Source organism: Parabacteroides sp. AF39-10AC, from assembly GCF_003635405.1.
GTDB lineage: Bacteria > Bacteroidota > Bacteroidia > Bacteroidales > Tannerellaceae > Parabacteroides > Parabacteroides distasonis.
This window is the reverse complement of sequence record NZ_QTLP01000004.1, coordinates 147193-161739: the sequence shown is the minus strand read 5'-3', so window position 1 is coordinate 161739 and position 14547 is coordinate 147193. Positions and strand designations below refer to the sequence as shown.

At 52.0% G+C, this 14547-nt stretch carries 13 protein-coding genes; 2 read left to right on the top strand and 11 right to left on the bottom strand.

The features are described from left to right. Nucleotides 1-5: 5 nt before the first annotated feature. The 3 genes from DW033_RS05245 to DW033_RS05235 all read right to left on the bottom strand — a co-directional run bounded on the left by DW033_RS05245 (nucleotide 6) and on the right by DW033_RS05235 (nucleotide 2565). Nucleotides 6-1490, bottom strand: a complete 1485-nt coding sequence (locus tag DW033_RS05245; protein ID WP_005854697.1) for a TolC family protein — start codon at nucleotides 1488-1490, stop codon at nucleotides 6-8. A gap of 125 nt (nucleotides 1491-1615) precedes the next feature. Continuing rightward, nucleotides 1616-1771: a LytTR family transcriptional regulator DNA-binding domain-containing protein gene (locus DW033_RS05240; RefSeq protein ID WP_122382514.1), complete on the bottom strand. Its 156-nt coding sequence runs from the start codon at nucleotides 1769-1771 to the stop codon at nucleotides 1616-1618. Then, the gene (locus DW033_RS05235) at nucleotides 1744-2565 is read right to left on the bottom strand and encodes a sensor histidine kinase (RefSeq protein WP_233554133.1); all 822 of its coding nucleotides are present in this window, start codon (nucleotides 2563-2565) and stop codon (nucleotides 1744-1746) included. Before DW033_RS05235 ends, DW033_RS05240 begins: the two co-directional genes overlap by 28 nt. A gap of 218 nt (nucleotides 2566-2783) precedes the next feature. Here DW033_RS05235 and DW033_RS05230 point away from each other — a divergent pair, with 218 nt between their 5' ends. Together DW033_RS05230 and DW033_RS05225 are read left to right on the top strand one after the other, a co-directional pair. Continuing rightward, the gene (locus tag DW033_RS05230) at nucleotides 2784-3161 is read left to right on the top strand and encodes a diacylglycerol kinase family protein (RefSeq protein ID WP_005854690.1); all 378 of its coding nucleotides are present in this window, start codon (nucleotides 2784-2786) and stop codon (nucleotides 3159-3161) included. Nucleotides 3162-3165: 4 nt separating this feature from the next. Further along, nucleotides 3166-3723 (top strand): phosphatase PAP2 family protein, encoded by a 558-nt coding sequence (locus DW033_RS05225; RefSeq protein WP_008773430.1) that lies wholly within the window; start codon nucleotides 3166-3168, stop codon nucleotides 3721-3723. 97 nt (nucleotides 3724-3820) lie between these two features. Here the strand turns inward: DW033_RS05225 and DW033_RS05220 are convergent, their stop codons facing one another. From DW033_RS05220 to DW033_RS05185, 8 genes are all read right to left on the bottom strand, one after another. Further along, on the bottom strand, nucleotides 3821-5062 hold the full coding sequence (locus DW033_RS05220; RefSeq protein ID WP_057326914.1) for an ABC transporter permease: 1242 nt from the start codon (nucleotides 5060-5062) through the stop codon (nucleotides 3821-3823). A 36-nt stretch (nucleotides 5063-5098) separates the two neighbouring features. Then, a complete protein-coding gene (locus DW033_RS05215) occupies nucleotides 5099-6400 on the bottom strand; it encodes an ABC transporter permease (RefSeq protein ID WP_057326915.1) in 1302 nt (433 codons plus the stop codon). Between the two features lie 157 nt (nucleotides 6401-6557). Continuing rightward, nucleotides 6558-7820, bottom strand: a complete 1263-nt coding sequence (locus DW033_RS05210; RefSeq protein WP_022192049.1) for an ABC transporter permease — start codon at nucleotides 7818-7820, stop codon at nucleotides 6558-6560. Between the two features lie 43 nt (nucleotides 7821-7863). Continuing rightward, nucleotides 7864-9153 (bottom strand): ABC transporter permease, encoded by a 1290-nt coding sequence (locus tag DW033_RS05205; RefSeq protein ID WP_122144379.1) that lies wholly within the window; start codon nucleotides 9151-9153, stop codon nucleotides 7864-7866. Nucleotides 9154-9206: 53 nt separating this feature from the next. Further along, nucleotides 9207-10505, bottom strand: a complete 1299-nt coding sequence (locus DW033_RS05200) for an ABC transporter permease (protein WP_122144336.1) — start codon at nucleotides 10503-10505, stop codon at nucleotides 9207-9209. A gap of 17 nt (nucleotides 10506-10522) precedes the next feature. Then, nucleotides 10523-11842, bottom strand: a complete 1320-nt coding sequence (locus DW033_RS05195; RefSeq protein WP_122144337.1) for an ABC transporter permease — start codon at nucleotides 11840-11842, stop codon at nucleotides 10523-10525. A 76-nt stretch (nucleotides 11843-11918) separates the two neighbouring features. Continuing rightward, nucleotides 11919-13187 carry an ABC transporter permease gene (locus DW033_RS05190; protein ID WP_122382513.1) on the bottom strand — a complete coding sequence of 423 codons (1269 nt, stop codon included), beginning with the start codon at nucleotides 13185-13187 and terminating at the stop codon, nucleotides 11919-11921. 9 nt (nucleotides 13188-13196) lie between these two features. After that, nucleotides 13197-14498 carry an ABC transporter permease gene (locus DW033_RS05185; RefSeq protein WP_122382512.1) on the bottom strand — a complete coding sequence of 434 codons (1302 nt, stop codon included), beginning with the start codon at nucleotides 14496-14498 and terminating at the stop codon, nucleotides 13197-13199. Nucleotides 14499-14547 lie beyond the last annotated feature (49 nt).

Genomic DNA, 14547 nt, shown 5'->3' with positions numbered 1-14547 from the left:
TCAATTTATCGTTTCACGATTTCCTCGAAATCGGCATCTAATGTACGATTATTCAAGAAATCATACAATGTTATACTACGGATGTTATAAAAATAACGCCAGTAATAATACAGTTCTTGGATATGCTTTTGCTTCGCATCATCCTTCGAACTCTGGGCGTCATTCAAGTCTAGGATATCGATCTTTCCGATCATGAAAGTCTCGATCGAGGTCTTGTAGCGCTTTTCCGCCAACGTGTCCACCTCGGCGGCTATCTCCAATTGAGCGGCCTGATTGTTGAAATTCTCCACCAAGAGGAAGATATCTTGATTAAAATCCATTTGCTCCTGACGGATCTTGGAAAGTACGACATCCCGATTCGATTCGGCTACTTTTACCTTACCTTTTCGTTTTCCCCAGTCCAAGATAGGAATCGAAAGCCCGACCTCTACGATCTGGTTATCTTTCAATGGATTGTAAGCTCCTCGCATGGACATATCCTTACCGGTATAACCCACGGAGGCAAACAGGTTAATACTTCGACGGTTTCCCTTGGCGGTCGCCACATCATAATCCGCTTCCAACTGGCGGCGCATGATATTCTTTGAGAACGAGTTATTTTCTTGAGCCTTCTCCAATACCGCCTGATAATCCATACGGACCCCTTCTATCGCCTCGGGAAGAACAGGCTCGATCACGTCTTGCTCGCTCATCCCTAAAAAGGAACGGAGCTTGAACATCATCGCGTTATAATTGGATTGAGCCTCGGTTAGCTTACCTTTCGCTTGCAAGGCCGACTGTTTCAAACGCATCAACTCGCTCTCCGAGATATGCCCGATCTTACGCTTCGCTACCGCTATGTCATAGAGTTTATTGGCGTTCAGCAAGTTCTGATTACAGATATCCAGATTATCTTCCGCCAACAGTAAGTTGAAGTAATTCGTGATGGTAGCGATCGTTACATTCTCCACGTTCTCCATATAAGCGGCCTTAGCCTCTTGGTAACGAACAGGCTCGATACGACGTTTCCATTTTTGGTCATTCACGCCGAAGATCGGTTGCGTCAATGTCAAACTAACAGGTACGCTCATAAACTCGTTGTAAGCGCCACTACCTAGCTGACGGGTAAAATCCAAAGAGGTATTCAAGGCGATCTTACCTCCGGTCAAGGCTATGTTCTGGGCGATAGAGATCTCTCCATTTAAGCCTAAGGCATTGTTTTGCACATAGGTATAAGAACCATCCGATTGCTGGTACTTCGAGTATTGCTTGCTATATGAAGGCAGAGTCCCCGTAAATATCACTTCCGGCAACTGATCCGCCCGATGCGTACGGAATTCCCAATAGGCCGTTCGCAACTCATTGAGCGCCACGGCAGCGTCTACGGATTGAAGCTGTGCGATCTGGATCGCTTGCCGCAGGGTTATTCGAACTTTATTCGTATTGTCTTGGGCACATACTCCCGAAATCCCCGCCCACAGACAACACATCGCTATATAGATCCTTCTCATCTTAGTATAAGTTTTTTTATCCTGCCTAAGGCAAAAGGCATGCCAAAAACATATACTATTGATAATCCGACAAATAGAAATATTTAAAGTGTTCGATAATGAACAGTGTGTCCGTTTTTGGATACTTATCTTTGAATGAGTTGATTATTGACGATCGATTTATAGACCTCTTCCCGTAAAGGGCGCGACACCGGTATTTTATGCTCCCCAATGATTAATAGATTTCCTTCTATCGCTTGTACATAAGAAAGATTCACGATGAAAGAGCGGTGCACTTGCATAAAAATTTGTGCCGGCAACGTTTCCAATATACTCTTTTTTGTCCGGTCAATTCCGGGTCAAAGGACTCCTCGAACTGTAAGCGTTTCGTCATACGAAGTCGCTGGAATTGAATATATGTTCGCAAATAATCAATCTCCTCTTCGATCGTCACTTTCGTATTTATATCATATAATTGATAACGGAGTAAGTCCGAAAGTAACTCTACAGCCTCAATCGCTTCCTCATTTTCCTCATCAATCAAGAAATAGATCGTATTCAAGGCATTAAACAGGAAATGGGGATGGTATTGCATCTTCAGCAGCTTCAATTGCGTTTCCAATTGATCTACTTTCATTTTCTCCAATTGGACGATTTTCTCCGAATAGCGTTTGGCTAATATATTATTACGGATCAAGAAATAGTATAGGAGAAAGATCGGCACAGCTACCGCATTGATCATTAACGCCTCTCCCCACCGATAGGTCGTTCCATTTATAGAATAGATCACGATATATAAGCCGATATTGAGCACGACTAAATTAAACAAGACCACCCATAGATATTCCCGGAACACCGGGCGGGACCTCCGCTCTTTATTCCTATCTAAAAAAGTATTAGCCAAGTAATTAAAAAACAAATAAGATAAGCTAACGCCGATCAATATAATAGTAAGGGCCTTGATACGCCCGATCCACGCATCCACTCCCAGTTCCCACATGCGAACACCATAAGCGACATCCGTAACAATCCACAGGCAACAGATCGCCAATATCGCCATTAGCAACGGACTTAGAAAGTTATATTTTATCTTCATATCTGATTTCAAGCCATAAATTTATTCTTTTACTTTGATCTATGCTCGTATCACGGGCACTTTTTTAATCAACGAAGTTATCGTTCCAGATAAAAACCAACAAGTAATCTTGACGAATTGCGGAATATGAAAGGTGAATATCCTGTTTGTTCGTCAGGATATGCGATAAAGGCAAAAAATACCTATATTTGCCCTCCTCAATAAGAGATGCTATAAAAATGAAGAATGACGGTTTCACATTTCGAAAGAGAGCCAGAAGCTTTAAATTCGCTTTCAACGGAATCAAGCTATTGATCACGAAGGAGCATAACGCTTGGATCCATTGTTTCGCGGCAGTTTGTGTACTTATAGCCGGGGTGGTATTCGGACTTTCCCGCATGGAATGGATCGCAGTAACGATCGTGATCGGAGCGGTATTAGCTGCCGAGGCGGTCAATTCATCCATCGAGGCCCTAGCAGATTTGGTCTCCCCTGAGTATAATGAGGCTATCAAGCGAACGAAAGACTTGGCGGCGGGAGCTGTATTATTGATGGCGATAGCGGCAGCGATCGTCGGGTTTATCATTTTTATACCTAAAATAGCAACTATATTTTAAATCTATGAGACATATCCTTTTCGCAATTACAATGCTCATGCTGTGCCTGTCCGTTAACGGACAAGAATTGAAGGTGACCGGTAGCCGGAAAGCCATACGGACCTCGGGAGACGTATTGGTGTTTATCACTCCGGTGGCGAGTTTGGCGACAGTATTGGCAACCCAAGATTGGCAAGGGCTGAAACAAGGCGTATTCACCGGGGTTACGACATTGGGCGTAACCTATGCGCTGAAATACCTAGTGAAGAAAGAGCGGCCCGACTTCAGCGATAATCATTCGTTCCCATCCATGCATACCTCCGTATCCTTCGCGGGAGCTGCTTTTATCCAAAGGCGTTATGGATGGAAATGGGGTATTCCGGCTTATGCGGTATCTACCTACGTGGGTTGGAGCCGGGTCTATGGGAAGAAGCATGATTGGTGGGACGTGGCGGCGGGAGCCGTTATCGGCGCCGGTAGCGCCTATATCTTTACCCGCCCGTTCGCAAAGAAACATAACCTGTCTATCAGCCCGGTAGCGGGAGACGGGCATTATGGGGTATATGCGTCAATGACGTTTTAACTCGCAGATTTTTGCCAAGCACGAAAACAGCCCGGCCATGTATCACTACAAGACCGGGCTTTCAATTGTGTGTAAGTGTATATGTTAAACAAAAAAGTCATTCATACCGTAAGGCATCCGCAGGCTCCAACCGGACCATTTGGTGAGCCGGATACCATATCCCCAAGATGATCATCACCGCCATGACCAAGTAGGTTATAAAGAAACCCGCCACGAAACGGGCTATCGTATAATCCATATAGAATCCTTTCGTCAATTCCGACACATGAAGATTAAAACAGATCAATAAGGCCGGGATCGCGATCAATGTCAACAATAATAACCCCTCGGCAATCATGATCCCCTTTAAGCTGAAACGGGTGGAACCCAAAGCGGTCCGCAAACCCATCTCCCCTTTCCGTTGTTCCGTGCGGAACCAGAACGTACCGATGATCCCCAAGAATATATTGAACAGCAAGAAGCCCATCACGGCGATCTGGTTCTGCAACTCGGATTTTACGCCGTTTCTCAATTCCATGCTATATCTCAAGTCCGAGTATGGGATGACATCCAGCAAATACAAACGATCTATGGAGAGTTGCTTCTCCATTTGCTTCACGAAGAACTCCGGGAAATCATGATCCGCGGAAGGGTTTACCCGGACGGCGATCTTCACATGGAAATCGGTATCGTCCTCGGCGATCTCCTCATCCGTCAAAGGCATGAACAGCCAGCTACAGCTTTTCGTGAAACGGTCGGCACGGAAATCGGCGGTAACCCCACCGATCGATCGCCTATCCCCCCAGAAGGAAATCCCCTCATCCCGTTTGCCGCCTTTCTCCTGAAATTCCCTAAACAGGCCGGCGGAAAGAACAACCTGACGCCCGTTCAGCATCTCTTCCCAATCCTTCTTCTCGCCTTCCATGGGACGAAAATTAAACACCTCCAGAAAACCGGGTGTCACTTCCAGTAGCTTCACGTACTCAACATTTATAGAATCGTTCACGTCTACCTGCATGTACCGGTTCTCTCCCGTATGCGGCATGGACATCAGCCCCACGCCCACCGCCTCTACGCCCGGGCAGGTCTTGATACGGTCGATCGCCGTCAGCATGCTGCGTCCGGAAGTGACGTATCGATAGGTAGAATCCATCTCGTTCCGGTCTACCTCCTCCACACCCATCGAAATCCAATAGACATGGTCGATATCCCATCCCATCGGGGCGAAGAAGACTTTCCCAACCGCCATTAGCGAATCGATTATGTACCACAGAACCACGAATACCAACAGGATCTCGGCGGCAATCCACCCATTGCGCCTACGTTGGTTCCAGATGATCTTTACTAGATGCTTTATCATTTCAGTGACGAATTATAGAATTAACAAAACCGGTTATTACTTATCATTCAATGAATCCACTATATTCCCATTAGAGGCATTCCACGCCGGGATCGCCGCACTCAGCAGATTCAGCAATAAACAGAACAGGAAAGCAAAGAAGAATATAGCCGGACGGATCAACATCCCCGCGCTCAACGTCAGGCCGCTATTCAAGGAAGCCAGCTCGAACGAGCCTAACAGCCAATCCTTAAGCAAGAAGATCGCCACATAGGAGAACAGCAATCCCAACACCCCGCCCAATAACGTCACGGCGAGATTCTCCGCCAGTACCTGCCGTATCAACGTGCCACGGTTCGCGCCAAACGCTTTCCGTACCCCCAGCTCCCCCATGCGTTTCTGCATCCTTGACGCAGTAAGCCCGCTGAGGTTCATAGCCGGGACCAGAAGCAAGACGATCAAGACCAACGCATACTGCCCCAACATTCTCGGCACGTCGGGTACGACATTACTCCACAAGCGAAGGCGGCTCTCCATCTGCGTATCCGGCTGCTTCATCAAGTCAATCTTGAGTTCTTGCAAGGAATTATTAAACCGGGCTACGTTTTGCTCCACCTCGGTCTTGATCTTGTCGAAGTCACCGCTTGAGCGAGCCAATATCAAGACCCTATAACTACCGATCAGCCCCTCCAATGTCTCCTCGTTTATCAGCCGATCCACATCGGATTGAGCATAGGGAATCCAGATCTGGGCATACGCATGGTTGGCGAGGGGAGATACGTCCTCCACAATACCGCCAACCACGTACGGACGGCGTGCCACCAATATCGTTTGCCCTATCACGCTCTCATCGGCCAATCCAAACATACGGAACGACAAACCACGGCTGATCACCGCTTTCTTGATATTACTCTCCACATCGCTCCGCAGGAATGGTTTTCCCGCCAAGAACTCGAAATCGAAGATCTTCCAGAAGCCCTCGTCGGTCCGTATCTGATCGCATTTCATCCGTCTCGTTTGATCCGTGGAAGTGACCAGCGTTTGCATCCGCATCAATTGCATGCTGACGGCCTCCGGGGTTTTCAGCGTAAAGAAGCACTCCTTAGCCACACGGCCACCGACAAGGGAATAGTTCATACCGCCATCCTCCTCATTCTTATGCGTGATCGCCACGTCCTTCACATAAAGCGTCCGATCCCGGTTCAACTCCGGCTTGAAGCCTTTATTTTGTATCTCGAAGACAATGACCATCACCATGATCATGCAGATCGCCAAGGCCGTGCCCAGAATAGTAATCACACTGAAGAAAGGGCTTTCTTTCAGCATCTGTAGAGCTTGTCTAAAATATTGCCTATACATAAAGTGTTCGTTTTTATGACTGTTATCTATCTATTAGCAAATGCTGTGCCAAAGACGTAAACAACTGTATATCAACAGACATATCATAAAAAAGTGTCCGATAACGAACATCTGGCTCGTTATCGGACACTCCCGAAAGCAGGCTACGCTACCCTGATCACTCGTAATGCAGAGCCTCCGCCGGCTCCAAGCGAGCTGTCGAGCGGGCGGGATACCATACGCCACAGATGATCATGAGGACGATCAAGACAAACGTAATCCCTCCACAAATCGCGAAGCGCAGCCACGTGAACGGAAGCTGATAGGTATCTATCAAATCCATATGGGCGATGTTGAAGCTGATGACTAAGGACGGGATAAACGCCAAGACCAGCAATAGGACACCCTCTCCCACCATGATCGAGTTCAACTGACGGCGGGTAGAGCCTAAGGCCATCCTAAGCCCCATCTCGCCTTTGCGATATTCCGTACGGAACCAGAAGGTACCGATGATGCCGAGGAATATATTCGCCAATAGGAAGCAGGCTACCGCCACACGGGTTTTCACCTCGTTCTCTACGCCGATCGAACGGATATAACCGTCGCGAATATATGACAAGGGCTGTACGTCTAGCAGATAGAGGTTGCCTAGCCGAAGCTGTTCGGCCATATCCTTGCGGAAGCGTGCGGGGAAATCAGCATTATCGACATCCGGACGGACACGTACGCAGAGTCGCACGGCATCTATCATCCCCTCATAGTATCCTTCCTCCATCCGGCTTAGCCGCAGGGCCCTATAGACGTTGGGTTCCGCCTTGGTGTACTCATGACGGCGGATGGGGACGCTGATACCACGGATCGTCTCCTCGATCTCGTCGGTCACATTCCCCCGGTACGCCTTTTGCCCGAGTAGGGAAAGGCCGGGATTCATCGTCTCCACGTCGGCGGAGATTACGATGGAGTTGTTATCCTCGATGGCCCGTTTCAAGGAAGCCGTCTTGCCGTCCTTATCATAGATACGGAACACGTCGAAGAACTCCGGGGTGACGAAAGCATAGCGGCAGGGCACCTGCAACGTATCAATCCGCCAAACGAGGTTACGGCTTCCCATATAATAAGGCATCCCCCCATCCGTAAGGCAGGCCGATTCCACGCCGGGATAGGTGCGGATGCGATCCAACGCCGTCAGCAGATGAACACCATCCGGCCGCTCCCGCTTCTCCTTCGGGATATAATCCGGGCTTCTTTCCGAGAGGCTGCTGATCACGATGCTGTACGTATGCCGGATATCGAAGCCCAGAGGAGCCGTATACGTGCGCCCCATCACATACAGGTAGTCCACAAGGAACCAAAGGAAGACCGAGACCAGCAATAACTCAGCCCACAACCAAGCGTTTTGCTTGCGCTGGTTCCAGATCAATTGTAATAAATGTCGTATCATATCTTTCTATTATTTTAGTATAGCTATCATCCAACGCGGGAGATTAATGAACATTCTCGTTGAGAGCCGAGATGATACGCATCCTTGAGGCTCGCCAAGCCGGGATGCCGGCGCTCAGCAGGTTCAACGCAAGACAAGCAAGGAACGCATAAAGGAAGATCAATGGATTGAACATCATCTCCGCATTGACGAAGGTGCGACCGATACCCATCGATGCCGTGCCCGTATCCAGCAACCAATCGGACAAGAGCAGTACGGAGGCGTATGAGAAAAACAGACCTAACACACCTCCCAGCAAGGTCTGCAACAGATTCTCGTAGAGTACCTGCGTCAGTAATTCCGAGCGTGTCGCCCCGAACGCCTTCCTCACCCCGATCTCCGCCATACGTTTACGCATCTGGCTTTGCGTGATACCGCTCATGTTGATGGCAGGGATCAGCAAAAGGACAAGAACGATGATAACATATTTCATGACCAGTTCCCGTACATTCGGCTCAGAGAAAGCGTCCTCGCGAGCCAAATCGCCCAAATGGGTATCGGGTCCTCCTCCAATTTTCAGCAGGTGCGTGCTTTGTGATTCGTTAAGGCGAGCGATATTCGCCTCGGCCTCGGAGTGGATCGCATCAAAGTCGGCGGACGAACTTGCGAGGATATAACAACAGAAGCCCCCGACGAGACGGTCGGAACCATTATCATACAGGGAATTGTCGGTGGTATAAGGCAACCAGACATCGCCATAGGCAGACTCGGCTAGCAGGGAGACATCCCGCACGACGGCACGGATGGTATAGGGCACGTAGCTGATCTCGACGGTACGGCCTACAACCTCGGTCGTGCCATACAACCGGCGTGCCACGGACTCGCTTACCACAGCATCCATGATGCCACTTTGTACTTCTTCCTCGCCATAAGGCTTACCGGAGAGGAAGCGAAAGTTGAAGATATTCCAAAACGCCGCGTCCGTAAAGGTCACGTCGCACTTGAACTCCACCGTATGATCCGCCACTGCCGCCAAGCGTTGCACGCCATGATAGGCCATGCCGACCTTCTCGGCAGAGCGCAAGGGATAGAAACAATCTTTCACTACCCGGGAAGCGAGAAGGTAGCAATCGTTATAAGATTCGTTCTCTTTGTAGGAGGCACGGGTATCACTGACGTACATCATCCGGTCCCGATAGTCTTCCGGAGCGTAATTGGCGGTACGCATCTGCCATACGATCACGATCACCATGATCATGCAAATCGCCAAGGCCGTACCGAAGATAGAGACTCCGGAAAGGAGCTTGTTCTCTTTCAATAAGGCCCAGGCTTGTTTTAGATAGATCTTGTACATATTCATTTGATTTAATTATACGATTCAGTCGGTGGGAGACGGGGCATTATATGTTATCCGTCATACCGCAGCGCCTCGGCCGGCTCCATCTCGGCGGCCTTGCTGGCGGGGAGCCAGACGGCGAGCAGGATGACGACAGCCAGCAGTATCCATGTCAGGATATTCACCAGCAAGAAACGGAGCGGCAGGATCGCCGGCCAGTAATGCTCCGGCAAGGTCCCTTTGGGGATGTCCAAGAAGCCGACCATCACGAATTGAGCCTCTATCAACAAGGCGAGCGGGGTAGCCATGAGTAACAGGCATATGCCCTCACGAGCCATCTGGCTACGTATCTCTTCGCGGGGCGAACCGATCGCCATGCGCAACCCGATCTCTCCTCGGCGCATCCGCACCCGGTACCAGAACGTACCCATCACGCAAAGCAGGATATTCAGTCCCAAGAAGGCCATCAACGCCATACGGACCCGGTAATCGTAGGTAACGCCAAAGGAATAATCGGTATCGGCCTTGATCCGGTCATAGGAAGTCAGGCGTTTCAGGTAGAAGTTCCCCACCCGAAGCTCACGGTTCATCTTCTCCCGGAACGTATCGGCGAAACGAGGACCAGCCACGGCAGGATCGATCCGTATGAAATAATTCATCTCGGGGATCTCCTCCACCGAGGGACGGATCGCGAAGAATGCGGCACCTTGGGGTAGGCTATTGTCAAAACGCTTGATATCCTCTAATACGCCCTTTACGATATAAGTCGGGCCCTCCTCGTCGAAAGGGTCTTTCACCTCACGCCCAACGGCGGATGCCTCTCCAAATACCTTTCGCTCCACCATCCGGGTGGTTACTATAGCGCGGGGGTCTCCCCAATCAAAATCGGATGTAGATACCGGACGGCCGTCTTTGGCGTACGAATGGTTGAAGACCGACAGGAAATCCGTGGTAGGATCCATCTCATACCTCATGACCGCTTCCCGCTTGCTCGTATCGGCCGCGTTCGCCAAACCGATACCGTAATAACAGCCCGTATAAGGCATGGAGTAACAGCCCGAGGCCGCGCCCATCGCCTTCACCCCCGGATAATCGCGCAGGCGGTCTTTTATCCGCTCATAATTTTCCAGCATGGCGATCGAGTCACTCTCGGCGGCTCGATAGTCGGGGGAGGTTTCCGGCAAGAGGCCCATTTCTACCTGCCAGACATTCGCATAGTCACGTCCGGAGGGGAGACTACGGTTATAGATCTCCACGAAGAAGTAATCCACCATGTACCACGCCAGACAAAAGGCGAGCAGCAACTCCACGCACACCCACACGTTGCTACGCCAGCGGTTCATCAATTGTATCCAAGTCATTTTCCACATATCTTTCTTCCCTCCATTTAAGCGTTCAACGAATCAACGATAGGTCGCCTTGACGCACGCCAAGCGGGCCACAACGCCGACATCAGGTTTAACAGGAAACATACGCACAAAGCGATCAAGAAGACCCACGGGTTTAACAGCATCCCCATGGAAAGCGATACGTCCACGCCATCCGGGGCGGCCTCCGAAAACCCCTTGCCGATCTTGAAGACCCACGAACTGGCGAACGTCACCAGCAGGAAGGAGAACAGCAGTCCCACCAAGCCGCCCAGCAGCGTATACAGGAAGTTCTCTATCAAGACCTGTCCGATCAACGATCCCTTGGGCGCCCCGAAAGCACGCCGCACGCCCAGCTCGCCCAGACGCCGTTCCATGCGGGAATCGGCCATGCCCGAGAGGCTGACGGCGGGGACGAGCAGCAGGAGCAGGAAAATCACCCCATAACGGCTCAAGTCTCCCACGATATCCGGCTCCACGTTCGACCAATACCGGAAGATACTCTCCCAATGGCGATCCGGCTGCCCAAGAAGGGAGAACTCACGTTTGCCATCCACGTCCAACGATTGGTTGAAGCGACGCACGTTATCCGCCACCGCCTCCCGCACCTTGCCGATGTCCGCCTTATCCTTCACGAGCATATAGACCCTCAAGGGCCCCAGCCCGGGCATATGCGCCTCCGAGTATCGGACCCGCTCCTCGAAGTCGGGCGCTTGGGTATACGGATACCAGACCTGCGAGAAAACCCGATCCATCAGGAAAGATACATCGTCCACCACGCCCACCACACGAAATGAGGTAAAGTCGAGGCTCAAGGTCTGCCCCACGGCACTACCTTCTCCATAAAGCCGCTTGGCCAGTGAGCGGGCGATTACCGCCACGGGCATCCCCGACCGGAAATCGGCCTCGGTGAAAGGCTTACCCTCCAAGAAACGGAAGGAGAATACTTTCCAGAACCCATCGTTCACCCCCATCTTCATGACCGGTACCTGCACGGGACTGCCCACCGGCTGCACGAAAGCGGAAGTGGCATCATCATAACGTAACGCCAACGCCTCCAAACCGGGTACGCCCGCAAGGCACTCTTCCACGAAGCGGGGCGATACCGGGCTACTGCTCGTTCCCCCTTTCTCATTCTTCAGCGTGGCGCTCTTCACGGTCAGCAACCGGTCCCGGTCCATCTCCGGATAAATAGAGGCCATTTTCACGTAAAACACGATGGACAACACCATCACCAGCGAGATCGCCAATCCCGTCCCCACGATATAGACCGAGCTGAACAGCCGTTCTTGCCGGATCAGGGCCCATGCTTGTTTTAAGTAGATCTTGTACATATTCATTCGATTTAAATATTCTATCAGTCGGTGGGAGACGGGGCACGCCCCGTCTCTACAACCGGGTGTTACCTGTTTTCTATTATCCGTCATACCGTAATGCGTCAGCCGGTTCCTGCCGGGCCGCCTTACGGGCCGGGTACCAGATAGCCAAGAAGACGACGAACGCCAAGACACCCCCTGTCAGCAGGCTAATGGCCGTGAAGCGGATCACGCCGCAGGGCACGATATCGGCCACCGCCAGATTCAGGCAGATCAGCAAGCCCGGCACGGAAGCGATCGCCAGCAGCAACAAGCCCTCGCCGATCATCAGCCCCTCTATACCCTTGCGGGTGGAGCCCATCGCCATACGTAGCCCCAACTCCGAACGGCGACGGCTCACGTGAAACCAGAACGTACCGATCACCGCCAGAAACACGTTCACCAAGAAGAACAATCCCATGGCCGATACCAGCCGATGGGCGCTTGTCCGCTCCGAGTTCTCGAGATAAAAGGCCCGTATCCCTTCGTAGTCTCTCACTTCCGATACCCAGTAATTACCCACCATCAAGGATCTACTCATTTCCTTCCGGAACTTGGCGGCGTAGTTGGAGGTAGAGACCTCCGGACGGGTGCGGAACGTGATCTGCACTCGCATGAGTCCCTTCTCGTCCAACTGGCCCTTGCCGAACATCCCCCGCAAGTCCAGTGGAGAGAAGACACTATGCTGATTCCGGGAATCGTACTCGGAGTTTCGTACCGGCTCCGTAACCGCTATCACGTGACAGGGCAGGGTATCGTTGTAATTATAGATCTCGGCCCCGATCACGTCGGTATGGCCGTATAGCTTGCTCGCCAGATCGGCGGAGAGGATCATCTCCCGCCCCTCCCGAAGCCCCGACAGGGTCTGCCCCAGTCTCTCCGGGCTTTCTCCCGTAGCGGAGCGGATGCCGAACACCCGGAAATACCCCGGCGAGACGGTCATTGCCCGCACCCGCTGGTTGATCGAGTCTTTCAAGACTCTGCTGCCGATGTTCGAGTCGGTATAAGGCAGCGAATAGTACGAGAGCCCTACCACCTCCACGTCGGGATGCCGCTCGATACGCTCCACGATACGCTCGATATTCCGCACCGGCTCCTCGCTTCCCTCCTCGTAGGCGATGAACGAGGGACTGTCGGACGGCCGTATGGCGAGCGTCACGTTGTACACGTGATCCAGCTTGAAGCCCACCGGCATCCGCGTCAGCATCCCTTGCGCCACGAAGTAGTACATCATGAACCACAGGATCACGAATACGACCAGCAGTTCCACCAGTATCCAGCAGCTTCCTCCCAAACGGGACCTTATCAACTTTAATAGATGTGTTACCATAGCCGTATCCTATTTATCGTTCAACGCGTCCGTTATACTCACCCGCACGGTACGCCAAGCGGGTATCATCGAAGAGAGCAGGTTCAGCGCCACGCAGACAGCGAACGCGTAGGCGAACACCTCCATATTCAGCAGCATCCCCGGCGAGAGGAAGATATCGTTACCCGCCCCGGAGCCCATGCTATGCAAACCGGGGGAAAGAAGGATGCCCCGGAATACGGACACCAGCACGTACGAGAACAGCAATCCCGCCATGCCCCCGGGCAACATCAGCAGCATGTTCTCCCAGAAGACCTGCCCCATCAACGTCTTCCGCGACGCCCCGAAGGCCTTGCGTACGCCTAGCTCAGACACCCGGTCTTGCATCCTCGAGGCGTTCAGGCCCGAGAGGTTCAGCGCCGGGACTAGCAGGAAGAGGAAGAGGGCGACGCCCAAGACGATATACGTCTCCGGCCCGAACAACCGCGACAATAACCGGTCGCCGAACGAGCAGGGCGGCTCCACTCTCACCTGTCCCTCCCGCAAGCCGCTGTTGTAGCGTCTTACTCCCTTCTCCAACTCGGCGGAGAGGGCCGGAAGGTCCGAGGCGTCACGCAGCAGGCAGTTGGCGAGCAGCAGTCCCACCGAGCCTTCCCGCTCCTCCAAGGCGGTATCCATGATACTTGCCATCGAGGTGTAGGGTACCCACGCCTCGGCGCAAACGTCGGAAGCGACGGCGGATATATCCTCCACCACGCCGCTAATCGTATATTCTATATCGTTGATCAAGACGGTCTGACCGGCTACCTCAGTACGCCCGAGCAGGCGGCGTGCCAAGGAACGGTCGAGCACCATGCGGGGCATCCCGGAAAGGAACTCGGCACTGGCGAACGGCTTCCCGTCCAAGAAGCTGAAACGGTAGACTTGCCAGAACGCGTCGTCGCATCCCATCAATTGTACTTTCGGCGACTCGTCGCTACCCGGCGCTTGGATGAAGATGTCCCCCACCTCATAAGGCATGATGGCGGCGTTGGTGGTGACCGCCACTTTCTCGGGTGTCTCGAGGCCGTAGAGGACCTCCTTCACGAACCGGGGCCCGCAACCGCTGTTCAACGAGCCTTTGCCCCCGTTGAACTCATACGATACGTTCAATACGTAGCCCATCCGGTCCCTGCTCACCTCCGGGGCGATATTCGCCGTCCGGATATGGTAGACCACCGCTATGGCCATCACCATCGAGATCGCCAAGCCCGTACCGATGATATAAACGGCGGTGAAGAAGCGATTCTGCCCCATCAAGGCCCAAGCTTGTTTAAGGTATACCTTGTACATCGTTCATTATTTGTTAGTTCGTTTTATGGGTATCTGCCGCCTGCTTTCC

What these genes read in the sequence shown, in the direction of transcription:
- DW033_RS05225 (WP_008773430.1), top strand. Translation starts at nt 3,166, where the DNA reads ATGAGACATATCCTTTTCGCAATTACAATGCTCATGCTGTGCCTGTCC.
- DW033_RS05245 (WP_005854697.1), bottom strand. Translation starts at nt 1,490, where the DNA reads ATGAGAAGGATCTATATAGCGATGTGTTGTCTGTGGGCGGGGATTTCG.
- DW033_RS05185 (WP_122382512.1), bottom strand. Translation starts at nt 14,498, where the DNA reads ATGTACAAGGTATACCTTAAACAAGCTTGGGCCTTGATGGGGCAGAAT.
- DW033_RS05195 (WP_122144337.1), bottom strand. Translation starts at nt 11,842, where the DNA reads ATGAATATGTACAAGATCTACTTAAAACAAGCATGGGCCCTGATCCGG.
- DW033_RS05235 (WP_233554133.1), bottom strand. Translation starts at nt 2,565, where the DNA reads ATGAAGATAAAATATAACTTTCTAAGTCCGTTGCTAATGGCGATATTG.
- DW033_RS05230 (WP_005854690.1), top strand. Translation starts at nt 2,784, where the DNA reads ATGAAGAATGACGGTTTCACATTTCGAAAGAGAGCCAGAAGCTTTAAA.
- DW033_RS05240 (WP_122382514.1), bottom strand. Translation starts at nt 1,771, where the DNA reads ATGCAAGTGCACCGCTCTTTCATCGTGAATCTTTCTTATGTACAAGCG.
- DW033_RS05220 (WP_057326914.1), bottom strand. Translation starts at nt 5,062, where the DNA reads ATGATAAAGCATCTAGTAAAGATCATCTGGAACCAACGTAGGCGCAAT.
- DW033_RS05205 (WP_122144379.1), bottom strand. Translation starts at nt 9,153, where the DNA reads ATGTACAAGATCTATCTAAAACAAGCCTGGGCCTTATTGAAAGAGAAC.
- DW033_RS05210 (WP_022192049.1), bottom strand. Translation starts at nt 7,820, where the DNA reads ATGATACGACATTTATTACAATTGATCTGGAACCAGCGCAAGCAAAAC.
- DW033_RS05190 (WP_122382513.1), bottom strand. Translation starts at nt 13,187, where the DNA reads ATGGTAACACATCTATTAAAGTTGATAAGGTCCCGTTTGGGAGGAAGC.
- DW033_RS05200 (WP_122144336.1), bottom strand. Translation starts at nt 10,505, where the DNA reads ATGTGGAAAATGACTTGGATACAATTGATGAACCGCTGGCGTAGCAAC.
- DW033_RS05215 (WP_057326915.1), bottom strand. Translation starts at nt 6,400, where the DNA reads ATGTATAGGCAATATTTTAGACAAGCTCTACAGATGCTGAAAGAAAGC.